Here is a 20311-nt window from a genome sequence, read left to right as displayed (position 1 = left end):
GGAAGTGGGGCGTGATCCTGATTGTTCAAATCGAAAATTGTTTGAAAATTGATAGAAATTATCTATCAGGTGTTCATGCCAACGATCCAGCAACTACGATATCTGCTTGCAGTCACCGAAACTCGGCATTTCCGCCGCGCTGCGGAGGCTTGCAACGTCACGCAGCCGACGCTTTCGGCACAGATCAAGGAATTGGAGGCAAAGCTGGGCGCGGTGCTCGTCGAGCGTTCGCGTTCCCATGTCGTGATTACGCCACTCGGAGAGGCGATCGCCGAACATGCACGACGGGCGTTGCGTGAGGTCGATGAGATCCGCACCCTTGCCGTGCTTCATCAGGGCAAGCTGCAAAGCACAATCAAGGTCGGCGTGGTCCAGACCCTGGGGTCATACCTTTTGCCGCTTATTGTTCCGGATCTTCACAAGAGCCACCCACAGCTCAAACTTTATGTTCGCGAGGGGCTGCCCCGGCACCTCATAGAAGCGCTGGGTGCGGGAACACTCGACATGCTCTTCTTTCCGCTCCCGATCCGGGAGGCGGAATTCGAAACACGATCGCTCTTCCGCGAACCCCTGTATGTCGTCATGCCGCATGACCATCGCTTCGCAGAGCAAACGGATATTGCGGCTGGCATGCTGAAGGATGAAACAATCCTTGCTCTCGAACCTGGCCACCGGCTTTACGAACAGGTCGAACGGATTTGTGCTCAGTACGGGGCGCACCTATCCCATGATTACGAAGGTACTTCGCTCGATACATTAAGACAGATGGTGGCGATGGGCATGGGCCTTTCGCTCATGCCGGCATTGTACGTCAAATCTGAAGTCGCCCACCAGGATATCGTTGTCGCCCGGCCGTTTCGCGGCACTGCGCCGTCGCGAACGATAGGCATGGTCTGGCGCCAGCGCGCGGCACGCGAGAGCGAGTACGATGAACTGGGCAGCGATATTTGTGCTATCCTTAAGCGTAGAGCTTCCGAAATCGCGGTTCTTGGATAGTTCACGGGGGTGGCGAGCTTGACCCGACTTCCTGGATCCGGTGGTCCCCAGGATCGTTTCGGCCAAAGAGGTCGCGCAGGCCACGCTCAAGCATAACGTTTCGCGTCATCATAAGGCCTGCTTCGATTGACGATAGCATCGCAAGCATGAAACTCGGGAACAGGATGCAGAACTCGATGGAAGCACTCCCGGTTTCGTTGTGCAAAAAGTGACGCAGGGAGCGGAAGAAAGCGATCATTGGGTCAACCTCAGCGTAGTGATCTGGCCAGCAATCGCTCGGAAGGCTTCGTCCAATTCCACACCATCCTTCGCGTCGAAATAGTAGCCGCCGGCGGTCGCACATTCGCTCATCTGGGTCTGCCCGCCCTGTGGCGCTTCGAAGGCAATGGTGAAGACGATGATGTCATTGTCGAATGTTGCGGCATCACAGATGCCATGATCGGGCCCGCCGACCTTGCCCGTGAGCCGCCGGTCGAGTTCGCCATAGCCGTTCGGGACATAGACTGCGTTGAGATGAGCTGCGTGCAAAGTGTCCAGCCGCGCGTCATCTTTCCCATCCTGATCGAGGAAGAGTGCGGCGACAGCATTCTCCGACATGCGGTCATAGAGTTGGTCGTAGCTGAGTTGGTAGGCATCTTCTGGCGGGCTCGAGTTGCGATGTGATACAAATATGGGATGCAACGTTGTAAGGCCGCTGTTCCCCTGAAGACTCTCGACCGAGTGATTGCTCTTGCTCGGGAAAACTCAGAGATGCGTGAGACAGAGAGATCAATTATCCTCTTCATGGCTCACGTCGCGCAGGGCCATTTCACCTCCTCGCAACTTTCCGAACTCGTTCCAAACCAAAGTCGTGAGATTTTTCTGGACAAGATCGCGCCCGGATTGGCCAGTAGCTCTTGGTGTTATCGAAACCGCGCCCTCGTACTCACGTTCTATCTTGTAGGAGTGAACGAGGGGCTGATTTCCGAGTTCGTTGGGTACACCCGATGGGCGGTCAGGAGGTTCGCTAGGCGCTTCGAGAATGGTGATCATGAGGGACTATTTGCTTACCCAGAGAGACCGAGGAAGTACGACGACAAAGCTCTGAGAGAAGCTCTCTTCGCCACGCTGCATGAACCGCCGAGCGTATACGGGATCAATCGAACCACATGGACCATCGACCTTCTTCATGAGGTGCTCAAATCCAAGGGTACTCTAATCGCCAAAAACGCAATGGGTCGAATTTTCCGGGAGGAAGGATACTCACGCTGCAAGACACGCGAGGTTTTGACCAGCAACGACCCGGATTACCGTGAAAAGTTGATCAATATCACCCGCACGTTGCGGAGGCTTGGACCCATGGATCGGTTCTTCTCAATCGACGAATATGGGCCGGTCTCAGTGCGAGAACGAGGCGGGCGACTTTTGGTGAAGCGCGGGACGAAGCCGACTGTTCCTCAATACCAACAGTCGAAGGGCTTTCTGATAGTCACAGCCGCTTTGGAACTAAGCCGAAATCAGATCACCCATTTCTACTCGAAGAAGAAGGACACGGAGGAGATGATCAAGCTCCTGCACGTCCTACTACATGAGTACTTCGACTGTCGGAGGCTATACCTGTCGTGGGATGCCGCTTCGTGGCACTCCTCGAAGAAATTTCTTGCCGAGGTTAAACGGGTCAACACCAAAGACTATCGCAACACGTACCAATCGCCGATGATCCATTTGCGGCCATTGCCTGCACGAGCTGTCCGGGATCAGCACCTGTGGGACTGATTAAAGGGTTTTCGTAACGGAGGGTTTCTGGCTCATCTGAACCATCAAGGAGTGAAGATGAGAAAGAAATCCGGACCACATAAAGCGACGACCGAGCAGGTCGTGAAGGACATTCGCCGCAAGACCCGGAAGGTTCATTCAGCGGAGGAGAAGATCCGCATCGTGCTGGAGGGGCTGCGCGGCGAAGAGAGCATCGCCGCGCTATGCCGGCGCGAAGGAATTGCCACCAGCCTGTATTATTCCTGGTCGAAAGAGTTCCTGGAGGCCGGGAAGAAGCGCCTTGCCAACTAGAAAGAGTCGCCAAAGCGTTCACACTGATTCAGTCAGTTTTGTGTGAACAAGCTTGTTAAAAGCTGGATTTCAGACTATCAGTCGGCCAGCAAGCCTTTGATTTTATTGGAGCGGGCGATGAGATTCGAACTCACGACCCTTACCTTGGCAAGGTAATGCTCTACCCCTGAGCTACGCCCGCATCCATTGGGTAGGCGGGATTTATAAAGTCCCGGACGAGCCTGCAAGGGGAATCTTCGGAAGGATAGCCGTTTTTCCGGTCGATTTGTGCGGCGGCGCATGGTTATGGACGAGGAACCCGGCCATAGTAATCTGGTGGCCCCGCCCGTGGCTGTGATTCCTGAAGGGAATTTGTTGATGCTGACCAGAGCAATTCTTGCGCCCTGCCTTCTCATACTCGCGGCCTGCGGGTCGTCAAATAGCACGCCATCCGGGAGTACCGCCACTGCGCCGGCTACTGCGGCGTCCGCGGCGCCTGTGCGCGTGGTCGATGCGGCCTCGGTTGCCGAATGCCGGTTCCTGAGCGCCATTACTGAAAGCCGTTATTCCGGAATACTCTTTGCCGGAAACGGTCTCAGAATTGCGCAGGACAAGGTGATCGCAAGCGCTGGCGGGATCGGAGCGACCCACGTTGTTTGGAGCGACATGAACGCTGGCGGCGCGGTTCAGACGGCCACAGGGCTGGCGTATCGCTGCGATTGATCGAGCCTACTCGAACTCGATCAACAAATCCTTCGCATCGATCTGCGCACCTGGCGCAACGTGCACAGTCTTGACCGTCCCGTCGCGGTCTGCGTGGATACCGGTTTCCATCTTCATCGCCTCGATCGTCAGAAGAAGCTCGCCTTCCGTGACTGTCTTGCCCGCTTGGGCAGCCACCGTTGCCACGACGCCAGGCATAGGTGCCCCGATATGGGCGGGGTTGCCCGGATCGGCTTTGGGGCGGGTCTCAACCGCGCTGGCCGCCTTCTTGTCCAATATGCGGATCACCCTGGGCTGGCCGTTGATTTCAAAGAATACCTTCGCCTCGCCTTCGGCGTTCGTTTCGGCAATCGCCTGACAACGGATTTCAAGCCGGACACCCGGGTCGATCTCGGGCGAAATCTCGTCCCCGGGCCGCATGCCGTAGAAGAACGTCGATGTACGAAGTGTCCGTACCGGGCCATAGATCGAATGGCGTTTCGCGTAATCGGTAAAGACCTTGGGATACATGAGATAGCCCATCAGGTCGTCGTCGGTGATCTCGCGTCCGTCGAGGGCCTTCGATGCTTCTTCCCGGGCTTGCTCCAGATCCCGCGGCGGCACGTGCTTACCGGGCCTTTCGGTAACAGGCGCCTCGCCTTTTAAAGCTTTCTTTACGATCACAGCGGGGAAGCCACCCGGCGGCTGGCCGAGATTGCCACGCATCATATCGATCACGCTGTCGGGGAAGGCCACATCCTTTTTGGGGTCCTCAACGTCCGCCCGCGTCAGACCCTGGCTCACCATCATCAGGGCCATGTCGCCAACCACCTTGGACGAGGGCGTTACTTTCACGATGTCGCCGAACATATGGTTCACGTCGGCATACATTTGCGCCACCTCGTGCCAACGCTCCTCAAGGCCGAGGGAGCGCGCCTGCGCCTTGAGATTCGTGAACTGCCCACCCGGCATTTCATGCAGGTACACCTCTGACGCCGGTGCCTGCATTCCACTTTCGAAAGCGGCGTAGTGCGTGCGAACCGTCTCGAAGTAGTTGGAGATCTCTCGGATCGCGCCAATGTCGAGCCCGGTTGCCCGCTCAGAATGCTGGAGCATTTCTACAACGGTGCCGAGCGTCGCCTGGCTCGTGTTTCCGCTCAGCGCGTCCATCGCGCAATCGACAGCATCAACGCCCGCTTCCGCGGCAGCCAAGATCGTCGCACAGGCAATTCCGGCCGTGTCATGGGTGTGGAAGTGAACCGGCAAGCCCACCTCTTCCTTCAGCGCCTTGATCAACACCCGCGCCGCATCGGGCTTCAACAACCCCGCCATATCTTTAAGGCCGATCATGTGCGCGCCCGCGGCCTTCAACTCTTGGCCCATCGCGACGTAGTACTTCAGGTCATACTTCGCGCGCTCCGGGTTCAGGATGTCCCCGGTATAGCAGATCGTACCTTCGCAGAGCTTGTTGTTTTCGACCACCGCGTCCATCGCGACGCGCATGTTCTCCACCCAGTTCAGGCTGTCGAAGACGCGGAACACATCAATCCCGGTTTCGGCCGCGTGCTTCACAAATGCCTCGACTACATTGTCGGGGTAGTTCGTGTAACCAACCCCGTTCGCACCCCTCAGGAGCATCTGTGTCATGATGTTGGGCAACCGCGTGCGGATATCCCTCAAGCGCTGCCAGGGGCATTCGTCGAGAAAACGATAGGCCACATCGAAGGTGGCGCCTCCCCAGCATTCGACGCTGAAGAGTTCGGGCAGGTTCGCTGCGTAGGCCGGCGTAACGCGCACCATATCTATCGAGCGCATTCGCGTGGCCAGAAGCGACTGGTGCCCATCCCGCATCGTCGTGTCGGTGATCAGAACCCGCTTCTGCTTGGCCAACCAATCGGCCAGGGCCTGTGGGCCCCTTTCGTCCAGGATCTGTTTCGTACCCGGCACGGGTGTCTCTGTGCGAAGCGGGGGCGCGATGGGGCGCCTTGCATCTGTAGGCGGGCGCGGCCGCCCTTGGGTTTCAGGATGCCCATTCACCGTGATGTCCGCGATATAGGTCAGAAGCCGCGTTGCCCGGTCCCGCCGCGGGGTGAACTCGAAGAGTTCCGGCGTCTGGTCGATGAACTTTGTGTGGTACTCGTTGTTGAGGAATACCGGGTGCTTCAGAAGGTTCTCGACAAAGGCAATATTGGTCGAAACGCCCCGGATGCGGAATTCGCGCAGGGCCCGATCCATCCGCGCAATTGCCGCTTCAGGCGTTGGCGCCCAGGCCGTCACCTTTTCCAGAAGGCTGTCGTAGTAGCGCGTGATCACCGCGCCGGAATAGGCCGTGCCCCCGTCAAGACGGATGCCCATGCCGGTTGCGCCCCGGTAGGCACTGATCCGGCCATAATCCGGAATGAAGTTGTTAGTCGGGTCTTCGGTCGTGATCCGGCACTGGATAGCGTGGCCGTTGAGCATGACGTCGTATTGCGAGGCCTTGCCTGTCGCCTCGATCAGCGATTTGCCTTCAGCGATCAGGATCTGCGCCTGCACGATATCGATTCCGGTTACTTCTTCCGTCACCGTATGCTCGACCTGCACGCGCGGGTTCACTTCGATGAAGTAGAATTTGCCGGTGGCCATATCCATCAGGAACTCAATGGTACCCGCGCATTCGTAGTTCACGGCTTCGGCGATCTTCTTGCCGAGGTTGCACAGCTCCTCGCGCTGGGCAGGCGAGAGATACGGGGCAGGGGCTCTCTCCACCACTTTCTGATTGCGCCGCTGCACCGAACAGTCACGCTCCCAAAGGTGGTAGATATTTCCCTGAGCGTCGCCGAGAATTTGCACTTCTACATGGCGCGCCTTGAGGATCATCTTCTCGAGATAGCCTTCGCCATTGCCAAAGGCAGCCTCCGCCTCGCGGCGACCCTCACGCACCTTGTCCTCAAGTTCCTCGGGGCCGTTGATCGGGCGCATTCCCCGACCACCACCGCCCCACGAGGCCTTGAGCATGAGTGGGTAGCCGATCTCCTCGGCGTTTTTCCGGATCGCCTCCATGTCGTCGCCCAGCACTTCGGTGGCGGGGATCACAGGTACACCAGCCTTGATCGCCACTTTACGGGCGGAGGCCTTGTCTCCAAGGGCTCGCATCGTTTCGGCCTTCGGGCCGATGAATGTGATCCCGGCCTCCACGCACGCATCCACGAAAGCGGGGTTCTCCGAAAGAAGGCCATAGCCTGGGTGTATGGCGTCCGCCCCACACATTTTCGCGACGCGGATAATCTCTTCGATTGAAAGATAGGCCTGCACAGGCCCCATGCCTTCGCCGATCCTGTATGCTTCGTCCGCCTTGAAACGATGCAGGCTCAGCTTGTCCTCTTCGGCGAAGACCGCAACGGTCCGCTTTCCAAGCTCGTTCGCCGCTCGCATGACGCGAATAGCAATTTCGCCGCGGTTGGCGATGAGGATCTTCTTGAAATCGGGCATGGGTGTTCTCTTCGCGGGTGCAGCATAGGCTTAGGGCCTTTGCGGCGCAGCGTAAACCTGTCTTGGCAGGAGAAGGGGAAAGCGGAGCCCTACCGCATAAGAAAGCGGCGCGGGTAATCTCCCGCGCCCCCCTTTCGCTTCCGGATCAGGCGGTCGCTTTTGCCAGCGCTTGATCGAGATCGGCGATGATATCGTCAGGATCTTCGATGCCGATCGAAACCCTTACTACATTGGGTGCAGCCCCGGCTGCCTCCTGCTGCTCCGGCGAAAGCTGCCGGTGCGTGGTCGAGGCTGAGTGGATGATGAGCGAACGCGCGTCGCCCAGGTTCGCCACGTGACTGAACAACTCTACGGAGTCGATCAGTTTCACACAGGCGTCGTACCCACCCTTCACGCCGAAAGTGAAAAGCGCGCCTGCTCCCTTGGGACAGATGCGCTCCACCCGGTCGTAATACGGCGATGAAGGGAGACCGGCATAGGTTACGAAGTCGATCCGATCGTCATTCTCCAACCACTCCGCCACCTTGCGGGCGTTCGCGACGTGCTTGTCCATCCGAAGTGAAAGAGTTTCGATCCCGAGAAGCGTGTAATGTGCTCCTTGCGGGTTCATCGTCATTCCCAGGTCGCGCAATCCAACGGCAATCGAATGGAATGTGAAGGCCATCGGCCCCAGTGCCAGATGAAATGCGAGCCCGTGATAGGCCGGCTCCGGCTCTGAAAGAGACGGGAACTTGCCCGAGGCAGACCAGTCGAACTTACCGGAATCCGTGATTGCGCCGCCGGTGACGGTACCGTTTCCGGTCAGGTACTTCGTGGTCGAGTTTACCACCAGCGTCGCCCCGTGCTCGATCGGGCGGCAGAGGTACGGTGTGGCCGATGTATTGTCGACGATCAGCGGCAGGCCCACCTTTTTCGCAACGTCCGCCACCGCATCGAGATCGGTGATGTACCCGCCGGGGTTCGCGATCGATTCACAGAAGATTGCGCGGGTGTTCTCGTCCACCGCGCCCTCGAGGGCAGCAAGATCATCGAAATCGACGAAAGTGCAGGACCAGCCGAAGCGCTTTATCGTCTGGCTGAACTGCGTCACCGTTCCGCCGTAAAGACGGGTCGAGGCCACGATATTGCATCCCGGTCCCATGAGCGGAAACAGCGCCATGATTTGTGCTGCATGTCCCGACGAGCAGCAAATAGTTCCAGCGCCGCCTTCCAGCGCATTGATCCTGTCCGCAAGTGCCGAAACCGTGGGGTTTGTCAGGCGAGAATAGATGAAGCCGATTTCCTGAAGGTTGAAGAGAGCCGCTGCATGCTCTGCATCACGAAAAACGAACGCGGTGGATTGATAGATCGGCGTCTGTCGTGCGCCGGTTGCCGGGTCGGGTGCGGCGCCCCCGTGAATCTGCAGCGTGTCAAAGCCGCGGCTCTTGTCGGTCATGATCGTCTCCCTGACGGTGCCGTTATTATTGGGCGCAGGTTTAGGGGATCGCGCTCGACGCGGCAACCGGCAGGTGTTGAGGGGCCGGGAGGAAGCTCAGGTAGGAATGAGGCGCATTACCGCGACATAATATGCCCTGCCGCGATGTTCGGCAGCGCTCACTGTCATCACCAGCCGCTCGGCGATCCCGCCTTTTAGCGTTAGCTGGATACTGTCGACGACACGGCCTGCGGCGAGCATATTTTCCGCTGATCCGGCGTTTTCCAATGCGATTCCGGTCAAGTCCTGCAAGTTTTCCGCAGGTTGCCTGGTAGGGCTTAAGTCAAAGAACCTCAAACCCGCACGGTTCACGTATTGAACGCTGTGATCCTCGGCGATCACGAAGACTGGATCGGGCATCAGCTCCAATCCGGCGCGCAGCTCATTCTCCGGCAGGTTTACGACTGCAAAGGCACTGATCACTTCGTCCCCGGTGTAAAGAGGCACGATCAACCTGCGCCATGCACGCACGAACACAGCCTGAGGAGGCTCGTGTTCGGAATAGACCCACTCGCCCCGCTGGTGCGCCGCGCGATAAACACCCTCGAAGAACTGGGCGATGTGCCCGCCGATCTCGCGTGTCAACAACCCCGTCAGGTCGCGGCCATAGTGGTTCTGGATTCCCTTGCCATAATAGCTGTAGCGGAAGCTTTCGCCTTCGGGCTCCACGAGCATGATCCAGTCCTTAAGGCCCTCGAAGGCCTCGAGATCAAAATCATCTCGGGGCACCCGCCCATCAGCGTCGCGCCACGTATCCAGAAGTGCTGCGAACCGACGCATTTGCGGGCTGGGAAGTTCACTAAGTTCGGGCGACCAGAGGATGGTGGGTGCCGGTGCGCCCTGTGCATTGAACAGCCGCCTCACCGCATCGGGGCGGCCTGGCATCAGGCTTTCTGCAACGAGATCAGCTGTATTGGTCTCGCGCGTCCGAGAGGGATCAGAGGGCATTTGTGTAGTCCGACTGCGTTACTTCGGGCGACTATACATCGTTTCGGAAAAATTCCGAGAGGGGCGCTCAACGCATCCAAAGGTTTTTCGATTTGATCCGGTTGCGGATCGTTTGTTCCTTGCGGGGCAGGGCGTCACGGTCGAACAGCGCCCTTACCTTTTCCCCCCGGCCCTGGAAGATCATACGACGAAACGGCTCGTATTCTTTGAGGGTCTTCTTCAACCAGTTTGGGGCTGTCACATCTTTGAGGATTTCAATCACCCGGTCATCCTCCCGCGCATACAGCAGGGGCAGCGCCCGCCAGTGGCAGGCCATCCTTCCGTCGTCCAACGGTGCCAGGTCCGGCGGTGGCCGCCCGCCGCCGAGTTCGTGGATGACAATCGGCAGTGCGATCTGGTCGAGCCAGGGGTAAAGAGGCTGACACACAAGCTCAGGCGGCGTGTCGTCGCGGATCTCGCGCATGACCTCCGTAAAGCGGGCCCCGAATGTCCGGGGACACGCCCCTGTGAACCAGCCGGCATTGAAATAGAGGTATCTCTGCCAGAACTCATCGGGATGGTTTGGGTCGAGCGAGCTTTCGAAGTCGAGCCCGAACCGGTCATAGAGCGCTCGCCATGTTTCGGTGTAGCCGGGACCGTAAAGTTCGATCTTCGGCCAAGTTGCCTCGCGCCGCATCGAGGCCGTTGGACGGCTGAAATCGAAGGGCAGGGCGCTGAGCGGCCCTGTGATCAGAGTATCGCTGTCAAAGAAAACGAATGGCTCACCCTCGGGCAGGATACTTAATCCCTCGGCCTTGTTTGCATTGGGGTAACTTTCGCCGAAAACCCGGTTTTCGAACGGCACAACCTCCGAGCCGAGCCGAGCGAGCGCTTCGCGGATGTCGTCCCGCTGGATACCTGGATCGAATGACCACAACGGCCCAGCCTTGGGTTCCGCCACGAAGAGACGCCCTTGGAATTTTGAATCCTGCGCCCTTAGACTCGCCGCGAAAATCAGTGCTTCGAACGATAGCCGCCCGCGCTGGGCGACGATCATGATATTGAAGGGTCTTTGGGGGGTCTGCATCGATCGGGTCGCCTGCCCATTGTCTTGGCGCGAGTATAGTGGTCACAGGGCTTGCGTCGAGGGGTCGTCAGCCTCCTGTCAAAGCCCAGCGTTGTTCCGAAGCACGATAAACGTCCAAGCGGCACCGGCTATGTCGGGTGCGGCGAAAAGCAGAATGCCGGCTCCGACAAATTCGAAGGCAAACAATCCTGACATGAAGGCCGCAACATAAAGCCTTAACGGGATACACCACCGATATATGTCTGTCAGCCCGGCCCGCGCAGCGAGAAGGTAATAGCCACCTATGATGGACCCCAGCATCGCAACAATTCTGATCGAGGCAGCGTCACCCGCCGACTATTAGCACAAGGTAGAGGCTGAAAACCTGCATGTTGAGTTTCGACGTCATGGAATCAACCGGTTGCTTGGGCGTCGTTCGATGATGCCTTCAGAGATCGCAGACTTGCGCAATCCTGAATCTGTTACAGAATTCGGGCCACATTCGCCTCCTGGCGAATGTGGCCCCTTTTGGTGTGTTGGAGGCGCAGGTGTGGAAAGCGCCTAGTCCGCGTATGCTACGGATGGCAACCAAGTGGTTAGCGCCGGGAACTCGAACACGATGAAGAGACCGATCAACTGCAGGATCACGAAGGGAATGATCCCGCGATAGATATGCCCAAGCGTTACACCCGGTGGACACACGCCCTTCAGATAGAACAGGGCGAAGCCCACGGGTGGTGTCAGGAACGACGTCTGCAGTGTTACCGCCACCAAAATTGCGAACCATACAACCGACGGGTCGCGCACCTGGTCGAATCCGGGGATGTCGAGGTTCAGGCCGATGATGATCGGAAGCATCAGCGGCATGATGATTATCGTGATCTCGATCCAGTCCAGAAGGAACCCCAGGAGGAAAACGATGAAGAGGATGAAAAGCACCGTCATGTAGGGTTCGTCGAAAGCGTTCCCCACCATCAGCTCGATAATTTCGTCTCCGCCGTAGCGCCTCAGGACAAAGGCAAAGAAGTTCGCGGCGAGGAAGATCCCCACGATGTAGCCCGAGGTGTTCAGCGTCGAGCGGCTTACTTCCTTCAAAACCTTGTAGTTCAGCTTGCCGTTCAAAGCCGCCAGAAGCGTTGCACCCGCGGCACCAAGACCTGACGCTTCGGTCGGGGTGGCGATCCCGGCGAAGATCGATCCCAGCACGAGAAGGATCAGGAACAGGGGCGGGATCACGGCCAGAAGAACGTCGCGCACTTCGGCCCAGTGAATCGCCTCGACGCGTTCTGGCGCCGGCATCGATTTCGGCGAAACGAAGCCGTAGATGACAATGAATACGATATAGAGAGCCCCCAGGATCAGCCCCGGAAAAAGCGCCCCCATGAACAGATCGCCCAGTGAGATCGCAAGCTGATCCGACATGATCACCAGCATGATCGACGGCGGAATCAGAATACCCAGCGTTCCCGCCGAAGCGATCGTGCCCGTGGCAATGGGTTTGGAGTAGTTCTGGGCCATCATCGCAGGCAGGGCCATAACGCCCAGAAGCGTGACCGATGCACCGATTACGCCTGTCGAGGCCGCGAGGATAATCCCTATCAGAAGAACCGTCAGTGACAGCCCGCCACGCAATCCACCGAACAGCTTCTGCATCGAATGCATCATCCGCTGCGCGACGCCCGACTGATCCAACATGAGCCCCATGAAGATGAACATCGGTAGCGCGACCAGCACAGGGTTCTTCACGATTGAGCCGAACAGCCGCCCCGAAAGTGCGAGGAGCCTCTGGTATTCGAGCCCGACGCGGTCAAAGGCGATCACGTCGCGAAACACGCTGCGATAGGGGTCGAGGGCGATCTGCGAAATCAGGATGAAGACAAGGCTGACCCCGACGAGGGCCATTGCAACCGGAATGCCGCGGAAAAGCATCCAGATGAACATCAGGAACATCGCAAGTACGGCGATTTCATTCACGGTCGCATGGGCGAGAAACCATTCCATCGATCAGGCCCCCGACCGGCGGCCTGAGAACAGGCGCACGAGAATGAGAAGAACGATTGTTGCCACCAGCGCAATCACGACGGTGTACTTGATCTCGTAAGGCCCAAGCTCGAATTCATCGAATATGTCCATCCGGCCGATATCGCGCGCCGATACATCGGGTCCGCTTGTCAGCCGCAGAAACCACCAGATCGCATAGTAACAGGCGAGGTTCATCGCAAACCACACGGTAGGGAAGGCAACCAGCAGTTGCTTGAAAAGCGTCGGCTCCGTCAGTTTTGAGAGGTTGCGCACGTAAGCCGCCCAGATCGCGAAAGCGATGAACAGGAAGGCGGCATTCATGAACACCTTTAGGATCCAGAGGTTGTGAAGACCGTTCGGGCTGTCCGAGCCTTCGTCTGCGACGACCGATGCCACCGCATAGTGGAACGTCACGTCCCACGACAAAAGTATGAACGGGAGGAACAGCCAGACCAGCGCTACAACCTCGGTGCGGGCCTTCTTTTCATCGCTGTAGTTGTCATAAAAAATGTCGACGCGCACATGGCTGTTCGTAGTCACGGCGTAGCCGATACCGACAAGTACAGCAGCGCCGTAGAGCCACCACTGGAAATCGTCGAGCCAGGCTTGGTTGTGGCCCGCTTGACGCAAGACCACCTGTGCGCAGATCGCGACCATCAGCGCCGGGAACAGCCATGCAAAAAAGTTCGAGATCCATACGACGATCCGGTCGCCGCGATTGTGTTCGGCCCGGCCCACCTCCCCGGGATCGGAAAGCTGGATCAGTTCTTCGGTCTTCTGCATGTGGCGCCCCTTCTGGTCACGCGGCACTGTGGTCCGCGTGAAAAACCGGGGCGGCAAGCCGCCCCGGCAGGTATCGATGTTTCAGGCCTTACCGCGGACGCGGCAGGTAGATCGCATCGTTCCACACCTTGTAGCCGGCGCGGAATTCCTGAAGATCGTCCCAGACCTCCTTGAAGAAGGCGTCTTCTGCCGCCAGTTCTGCGGCCACCTCGTTCCACGTGGATTCCAAAGTAGCGAGTACTTCGGGCGACCACTTCTTGATCGTCACGCCGTTTTGTTCGGTGTTGTCGATCATCGCCTGGAAGTTCTTGGCTTCGCCTTCTGCGTAGTTCGTCGTGATGTTTGCAAGGCAGGCCACTTCGATCTGCTTTTGCGCCCGCTCGTCAAGCCCGTCCCAGACGTCCTTGTTGACAAGCAGTTCAAACATCGTGGCGGGCTGGTGCCAGCCGGGGAAGTAGTTGTACTTCGCGATGTTGTGGAAGCCGAGGCGCGCGTCGATCAGCGGCATCGAGAACTCGGTCGCGTCGATCGCGCCACGCTCTAGGGCCGGGAAGATGTCGCCCGCGGCGAGAAGCGAGGTCGAGACACCCAGTTTCTGCATCACTTCGGCACCCAGGCCGAAGAAGCGCATGTTGAGGCCCTCGAGGTCCGAAAGCGAGTTGATCTCGTTCTTGAACCAGCCAGAGGTTTCCGGGGCGATGATCCCACAGGGCAGGACATGCACGTTGTAGCCGGCTTCATCATACATCCGCTGGAACAACGCGTGACCATCGTCATAGAGCATCCAGGCCAGGAATTCACCGGCTTCAGGACCGAACGGTACAGCAGCGAAAAGCGATGCAGCCGTGATCTTGCCCTGCCAATAGCCCGAAGTTGCATAGCTGGCGTCGACCGATCCGTTCGAAACGGCGTCAAGCGCTTCAAGGGTTGGAACCAGTTCGCCGGGATCGAAATGCTCGAACTCGACTTCCTCGGAGATGCTGTTGATCTTCTCGACGAAGTCGACCGCCGCGGTGCCAAGGATCGGCAGGTTCTTCCCGAAGGAAGACGTCATTTCGATAGTTTCCTGCGCGCTGGCAGAACCTGCGGACAGAGCGATAAGGCTGGCTGCTGCCAGGGCCTTGAACTTCATGGGTATCCTCCCGTCTTCTCCAAATTGGTGAAGTTTCTTTACCAGTTTCGTTTATTTATGACCAGTCCCTTTAATCGCGAGTACTTTTTGCTCTCGAAATGGAACTCGACGCGACGATTTTTGGCGTGAAACACGGCGAAGACGCAAGTTTATTCCTGTGCCTTCCGGCGCCACCTTGCAGCCGCTTGGGGCCTTTTGACCGTCGAATCAAGCCTCACGGTGTCTCGCTATCCGGATCTGCGCTGTCCGCGCGACCAAGAGGGCGTTGCGCGATCACCGTGTCGAGCCAGCGGCCATGCTTCCGTCCGACGGACCGCAGCGTACCCACATGCGCAAACCCGCAAGACGCGTGAAGCGCCACCGAAGCAGTATTCCCGCTGTCTCCGATCACCGCTACGATCTGCCGAAATCCCTTCTCCTCCGACGCCTCAAGAAGGGCTTCGAGAAGTTTCTTTCCGATGCCCCGTCTCTTTGATTCCTTCTCGACGTAAACTGAACACTCGACTGTGTTCCGATAGGCCGGCCGCGGCCTGTAGGGCCCTGCATGGGCGTATCCCACTACCACTCCTTCCATTTCGGCGACGAGATAGGGGTGACCGGCGGATGCGAGCGCCGTGTACCGCTTCGCCATTTCCTCCTCGCTGGGAGGGGTGGTTTCAAATGTTCCGAACCCAGTCAGAACGGCGTCAGCATAGATCGCCGCGACACTGGCGATGTCGTCTTCTCTTGCCTCCCGGATCGTAACTGCCATCCCGTTAGACATCTCGCGTCCCGTTCTCCCCGATGCTGTGATCTCCACGTTACCGTTCCACCAAATACCTGCCAATCGCGGGAGTTGACTCTTGTTCCGGATTGCCCGATATTTCTGTTATGACAGAAATTTTCGTAAATACGGATGAACGAAAATCTGCGGCGCGGGAGCAGTTCATCCTTTATTGGGGTGACATGGGGGGGCAGTGGAGCGTCAATCGTTCCGTTGCCCAGATCCACGCTCTTCTGTACCTCAGCGTGGTGCCGCTGAACGCCGAACAGATTTCGGAAGAACTCGGCATCGCGCGCTCGAATGTCTCCAACTCGCTGAAGGAACTTGTTTCCTGGAAGCTTATCCGCCGCGTGCCAGTTCAAGGGGACCGGCGAGAATATTTCCAGGCTGAAACGGATGTCTGGGAAATGGCGATGCGGATCGCGCAAGGTCGCAAGGAGCGCGAGATTGATCCGGCGATTTCCGCAATCAATGCATGCGTTGCTCAGGCAGAAACGGAAAAGGGTTTGCACCCCGAGGTTCTGAACCGGATGCGAGCGATGAAGGAGTTTCTCGACACTGCCGACCGTTGGTATGCACAGATGCTCAAGGTCCCTAAGTCGCGGCTGAACACGCTCCTGACGATGGGGGACAAGGTTTTCTCCCTCATTGGTCGCAATGGTAAACGGGGCGGGTGAACGCGCCCTTTTTTATGAGTTTTTTTCTGGAAATACAGAAATACCAGAATGGAGTGAATGATGATGCAAGCGATCCAGAAAGCCGACACCGGAAGCTACCAGTCCGACAACCGTTTTCGGGCTCTTCTCGGGGATAGCGCCTGGGCAGGCCTCCCCGAGGCGGTGCAGGCCCGTTTCGGCAAGCGCCTCCGCGCGGGAATGAGCGTTACCTATCAGGGCGAAGTCACGGCAATGCGGTTCTCGATCATGGGCTGGATTCTCGCACAGATCCTGCGCCCGGTGGGAGCACCGCTTCCTTACGATGTCTCCTCCGTGGGGCAAGCGGCGGTTGTGGTCGTCACCGAAGACGGCAGCACCGGAGGCCAGTTCTGGATCCGCCAATACAGCCGCGCAGCCGGCTTTCCGCAGGTCGTCCACAGTTCCAAACGATTCCGCGGTGTTACGGGGCTGGAGGAATACATCGGATACGGCATCGGCATGGCGCTTCGAATCCGCGCGGCTCCGTCGTCACTGATCTTTGAAAGCGACCACTACTTTTTCGAAGCCCTTGGCCTGCGGCTTCGCCTACCTCGCTGGCTTACGCCCGGTGCTCTTGAAATCGGGCACCATGACGAGGGCACGGGGTGTTTCCGCTTCTCTCTGAGGCTGACGCATTCGCTTTTTGGCGAGGTGCTGAGCCAGGATGCGGTGTTCCGCGACGCTGGCCCGCACCATGCTTGAGATCCATTACGCCGACTGCGCCAGAAGCCGCGCGTTTCCGCCCGCAGCTGTCGTATCAACGCAAACGTGCCGCTCCAGAACCGCCCGATCCTCGATATCGTCTTCGGCCAAAAGCGGAAGGATCGGCCCATTTCGCGCGGCGAGAGCAATCCGTGCAGCCCTCAGGTCGTCAGCATCAGACCACAGTGCAACCCCATCTATACCTTGAAGTTCACTAAGCGCATCGCGTGCCAGAACGCCGTCAATGGATCCCTTGCTCTCGGCGCCGGGGGCCACGATCACGGGGACAGAGCCCGCGCCGCGCACCAGTCGCGCTTGTTCCTCTGCGAGTCCCGCCGTCGGACCAAGACAGAGGATCACGCCTCGCCCATAGGTCGACAACCGGTTCGATTCCCCCGTGGGTCCCGGCAATGAGAGGCTCGACGTCGGCGTGTCGCCGGGCCGCCCGGCGGCTCTTATCGCTCGCGTCACCTCGGCAACATCCGCGGCTCGGCCCTGTCCTGCGGTGGCCTTCCGCCGGCCCGGTCGCGTAAAGCGCGCAACGTAGGATGGTCCGCCAGCTTTTGGCCCAGTGCCTGAAAGCCCCTCGCCACCAAACGGCTGCGATCCAACAATGGCCCCGATTTGGTTTCGGTTCACGTATATATTCCCAACCTTTAAGCGCCGCGCGACCTGATCCACCCGGTCGTCAATCCGGCTGTGAATTCCGAAGGTCAGCCCGAATCCACGATCGTTGATCGCGTCGATCACGCGATCGAGGTCGTCGGCCTCGAAGGTTGCCACATGCAGGACCGGCCCGAAGACTTCACGCTCCATGTCTGCGATACCCTTCACGAGGATGAGCGCAGGCCCTACGAAATGCCCGTTCGCCGGTACGTCGAGTTGCCGGACCAGCCGGCCTTCGGCCCGTGCCTTGTCGACATGCGCCTGGATATCTGCACGTGCGGCCTCATCGATTACCGGGCCGACATCGGTTGACAGGTCCCAGGGGTCGCCCAATGTCAGCTCCGCCATAGCGCCTTCCAGCATCTCGAGCACGGCGTCGGCTACATCGGATTGTACGTAGAGAATGCGACAGGCCGAACAGCGTTGCCCCGCGGAACGGAACGCCGACAACACAAGATCGCGCACCGCTTGTTCCGGGAGGGCTGTGGAGTCGACGATCATCGCATTAAGACCGCCGGTCTCGGCAATCAGGGGCGCAGTCGGTTCAAGTTTGCCTGCCATCGCCCGGTTGATGGCCTGGGCTGTGTCGGTTGACCCCGTGAAAGCAACTCCTGCAACCCGTGCATCCGAGGTCAGTTTCCGCCCGACGATGGTCCCGTCGCCAGGGACAAGCTGCAGAACCTCGCGCGGCACTCCGGCCTCGTGCAGGATGCGCACGGCCCAGGCCGCGGTAAGAACGGTCGATTCCGCTGGCTTCGCAAGAACCCCGTTCCCTGCGGCCAGTGCTCCCGCCACTTGCCCTGTGAAAATCGCAAGTGGGAAGTTCCAAGGAGAGATACAGGTAAAGATCCCTCGCGCTGGTGCATCGCTCTCTTGTCCGCGGGCAGCGTAGTAGCGCAGGAAATCCACCGCCTCGCGCAATTCGGCAACCGCGTCGTCCGGCGTTTTGCCTGCCTCGCGCGCCAGAAGCGCGAACGCTTCTCCAAACCGCGACTCGTACAGATCGGCGGCACGGTTGAGGACATCGGCACGCTCTCTTGCGGTTGCGGTCCACGGCGCCGCCGCATTCAATGCAGCGTTGACATCATGGTCGGAAGCATCGTGCACACGCCCCACAACGGCCCCGGTTGCAGGGTCGAGCACTTCGCGGTCCTCACCATTGCGTGCAACCGCCGCCATAAGTGGCCCCGCCTCGAACATGGTCGTTCGAAAAGGCAGTCGAGCTTCGTCGATCTCTCCAAAATCGGCTCGATCAGCCAGATCCCAACCGATCGAATTGGGCCGTTCCGGAAGATAAAGATCGCCCGGCGGCACCACCGCCCGGTTGCTTCCCGACCCAGCGAGAGCTTCGAAAGGATCGGCCGCCACGACTTCGGGCGGCACATCCTCGTCGACGATCTGGTTCACGAAGGACGAATTCGCCCCGTTCTCCAAAAGACGTCTTACGAGATACGCCAGAAGGTCGCGATGTGCTCCCACCGGTGCATAGATCCGGCATCGCGTATCCGCATCCTTCATTACGAGATCATGAAGCGATCCGCCCATACCGTGGAGCCGCTGGAACTCAAACGCGGTGCGGTCGCCGGACACCTTCAGAATCGCCGCCACCGAGTGCGCGTTATGGGTTGCGAATTGCGGGTAGATCCGGTCGGTCATACCCAAGAGCTTTTTCGCGAGGCTAAGATAGGCAACATCGGTTGCCGCCTTCCGCGTCCAAACAGGAAAACTCTTGAGCCCTTCCACCTGAGCTCGCTTGATTTCGGTGTCCCAGTACGCGCCCTTGACGAGACGCAACATCACTTTTCGGTCAAGCCGCTCGGCCAGCGCGTGGAACCAGTCGATCACCGCTTCGGCCCGCTTGCCGTAGGCTTGCACCACGATGCCGAAGCCGTCCCAGCCAGCGAGTGCGGGATCTTCCAGCACCGCCTCGATCACATCCATCGAAAGCTCAAGCCGGTCGGCCTCTTCGGCGTCGATGTTGAGCCCCATGCCCGCTTCGCGCGCCGCCAATGCCAGTGCTCTCGCACGCGGCACAAGCTCGTCCATCACACGCGTTCGCTGCCGCTCCTCGTATCGTGGATGAAGCGCCGATAGCTTGATCGATATTCCCGGCGCGTCCCGCACTGTTCCTTTGACTTGCTGCGCCAGCCGCCGGATCGCATCGTGATAGGCCGCATCATAAGCGGCGGCGTCAGCTTCGGTTCGCGCGGCCTCTCCCAGCATGTCGTAGGAATAGGTGTAGCCGCGCTCTACCGACTTCCGGCCACGCTTAACGGCCTCTTCGATCGTTTCGCCGAGCACGAACTGCGCACCCAGTTCCCGCATCGCTCTGCCGACGGCGGTGCGGATCACGGGCTCCCCCAGCCGCCGCACAGCATCCTGGAGAACATGTGCCAGCCCGCGCCCGTCCTGAAGGACCTTGCCTGTCAGCATTAGGGCCCAGGTGGAGGCGTTCACAAGCGGGGAAGAGGATTTCCCGAGGTGCGCGCCCCAATGCGACGGTGCGATCTTGTCCTCGATCAGCGCATCCATGGTCTCCGCATCGGGAACCCGCAAAAGCGCCTCGGCCAGACACATAAGTGCGATACCCTCCTCAGTCGAAAGGCCGTACTCAGCCAGAAAAACCTCCATGAGCCCCGGAGCATCGTCCGCGCGAATCCGACGCACCAGATCCGCCGCGTCTGAGGCCGCCGCCGTCCGCTCGTCCGCAGAAAAGGGGTATCTCTCCATCAGAGCATCGAGGAGCGCGGCTTCGTCTCCTGTATGAAGTTCATGCAGTGTCCGGCGTTCGGTGTAGGATGAATTGGTCATGGTGGAGCGGGCCCCGATTAAGCAGCGATCTTGCCCATATACTCTGTCATGGGAAGGCAATCTGACCAAATCCGAT

The 20311-nt window shown here is 58.9% G+C and carries 16 protein-coding genes, 1 tRNA gene and 1 pseudogene; 6 read left to right on the top strand and 12 right to left on the bottom strand.

Annotated elements, in window-relative coordinates:
• Window positions 1-48: 48 nt before the first annotated feature.
• Entirely contained in the window at window positions 49-996 is a 948-nt protein-coding gene (locus tag RXV90_RS15675; protein WP_316649808.1) for a hydrogen peroxide-inducible genes activator, read from the top strand.
• A 1-nt stretch (window position 997) separates the two neighbouring features.
• On the opposite strand, the gene RXV90_RS25860 is transcribed toward RXV90_RS15675, so the two are convergent.
• Both RXV90_RS25860 and RXV90_RS15670 read right to left on the bottom strand, forming a co-directional pair.
• Window positions 998-1234, bottom strand: a complete 237-nt coding sequence (locus tag RXV90_RS25860; RefSeq protein WP_410482375.1) for a TadE/TadG family type IV pilus assembly protein — start codon at window positions 1232-1234, stop codon at window positions 998-1000.
• A complete protein-coding gene (locus RXV90_RS15670) occupies window positions 1231-1593 on the bottom strand; it encodes a hypothetical protein (protein ID WP_316649807.1) in 363 nt (120 codons plus the stop codon). Before RXV90_RS15670 ends, RXV90_RS25860 begins: the two co-directional genes overlap by 4 nt.
• Window positions 1594-1746: 153 nt before the next feature.
• On the opposite strand from RXV90_RS15670, the gene RXV90_RS15665 reads away from it, so the two are divergent.
• Together RXV90_RS15665 and RXV90_RS15660 are read left to right on the top strand one after the other, a co-directional pair.
• Window positions 1747-2751, top strand: coding sequence for an IS630 family transposase (locus tag RXV90_RS15665; RefSeq protein ID WP_316649806.1), 1005 nt, complete (start codon window positions 1747-1749; stop codon window positions 2749-2751).
• Window positions 2752-2808: 57 nt separating this feature from the next.
• A pseudogene (locus RXV90_RS15660) lies at window positions 2809-3036 on the top strand (transposase); the annotation flags it as partial.
• 112 nt (window positions 3037-3148) lie between these two features.
• Here the strand turns inward: RXV90_RS15660 and RXV90_RS15655 are convergent.
• Window positions 3149-3223, bottom strand: a tRNA-Gly gene (locus tag RXV90_RS15655).
• A 98-nt stretch (window positions 3224-3321) separates the two neighbouring features.
• Here RXV90_RS15655 and RXV90_RS15650 point away from each other — a divergent pair.
• Complete coding sequence (locus RXV90_RS15650) at window positions 3322-3744, top strand: hypothetical protein (RefSeq protein WP_316649805.1); 423 nt, start codon at window positions 3322-3324, stop codon at window positions 3742-3744.
• A gap of 6 nt (window positions 3745-3750) precedes the next feature.
• On the opposite strand, the gene RXV90_RS15645 is transcribed toward RXV90_RS15650, so the two are convergent.
• The 8 genes from RXV90_RS15645 to RXV90_RS15610 all read right to left on the bottom strand — a co-directional run bounded on the left by RXV90_RS15645 (window position 3751) and on the right by RXV90_RS15610 (window position 15349).
• A complete protein-coding gene (locus RXV90_RS15645; protein WP_316649804.1) occupies window positions 3751-7194 on the bottom strand; it encodes a pyruvate carboxylase in 3444 nt (1147 codons plus the stop codon).
• A 145-nt stretch (window positions 7195-7339) separates the two neighbouring features.
• Window positions 7340-8629: an O-acetylhomoserine aminocarboxypropyltransferase/cysteine synthase family protein gene (locus RXV90_RS15640; RefSeq protein ID WP_316649803.1), complete on the bottom strand. Its 1290-nt coding sequence runs from the start codon at window positions 8627-8629 to the stop codon at window positions 7340-7342.
• Window positions 8630-8725: 96 nt separating this feature from the next.
• Entirely contained in the window at window positions 8726-9616 is an 891-nt protein-coding gene (locus tag RXV90_RS15635) for a PAS domain-containing protein (protein ID WP_316649802.1), read from the bottom strand.
• Between the two features lie 67 nt (window positions 9617-9683).
• A complete protein-coding gene (locus RXV90_RS15630) occupies window positions 9684-10682 on the bottom strand; it encodes a hypothetical protein (RefSeq protein WP_316649800.1) in 999 nt (332 codons plus the stop codon).
• 540 nt (window positions 10683-11222) lie between these two features.
• Window positions 11223-12662, bottom strand: a complete 1440-nt coding sequence (locus RXV90_RS15625) for a TRAP transporter large permease (RefSeq protein ID WP_316649799.1) — start codon at window positions 12660-12662, stop codon at window positions 11223-11225.
• Between the two features lie 3 nt (window positions 12663-12665).
• Complete coding sequence (locus RXV90_RS15620) at window positions 12666-13466, bottom strand: TRAP transporter small permease subunit (protein ID WP_316649798.1); 801 nt, start codon at window positions 13464-13466, stop codon at window positions 12666-12668.
• A gap of 88 nt (window positions 13467-13554) precedes the next feature.
• Window positions 13555-14598 carry a TRAP transporter substrate-binding protein gene (locus RXV90_RS15615; protein ID WP_316649797.1) on the bottom strand — a complete coding sequence of 348 codons (1044 nt, stop codon included), beginning with the start codon at window positions 14596-14598 and terminating at the stop codon, window positions 13555-13557.
• Window positions 14599-14812: 214 nt separating this feature from the next.
• Window positions 14813-15349: a GNAT family N-acetyltransferase gene (locus tag RXV90_RS15610; protein ID WP_316649796.1), complete on the bottom strand. Its 537-nt coding sequence runs from the start codon at window positions 15347-15349 to the stop codon at window positions 14813-14815.
• A gap of 119 nt (window positions 15350-15468) precedes the next feature.
• On the opposite strand from RXV90_RS15610, the gene RXV90_RS15605 reads away from it, so the two are divergent.
• Together RXV90_RS15605 and RXV90_RS15600 are read left to right on the top strand one after the other, a co-directional pair.
• Entirely contained in the window at window positions 15469-16038 is a 570-nt protein-coding gene (locus RXV90_RS15605; RefSeq protein WP_316649795.1) for a GbsR/MarR family transcriptional regulator, read from the top strand.
• 60 nt (window positions 16039-16098) lie between these two features.
• Window positions 16099-16758, top strand: a complete 660-nt coding sequence (locus tag RXV90_RS15600; RefSeq protein WP_316649794.1) for a DUF4166 domain-containing protein — start codon at window positions 16099-16101, stop codon at window positions 16756-16758.
• Window positions 16759-16764: 6 nt separating this feature from the next.
• On the opposite strand, the gene putA is transcribed toward RXV90_RS15600, so the two are convergent.
• The gene (gene putA / locus RXV90_RS15595; protein ID WP_316649793.1) at window positions 16765-20235 is read right to left on the bottom strand and encodes a bifunctional proline dehydrogenase/L-glutamate gamma-semialdehyde dehydrogenase PutA; all 3471 of its coding nucleotides are present in this window, start codon (window positions 20233-20235) and stop codon (window positions 16765-16767) included.
• Window positions 20236-20311: the final 76 nt, after the last annotated feature.

It is taken from the genome of Ovoidimarina sediminis (assembly GCF_032586175.1).
GTDB lineage: Bacteria > Pseudomonadota > Alphaproteobacteria > Rhodobacterales > Rhodobacteraceae > Ovoidimarina > Ovoidimarina sediminis.
Note: the sequence above shows the minus strand (reverse complement) of the source record. Positions and strands in the feature narration are given on the sequence as shown.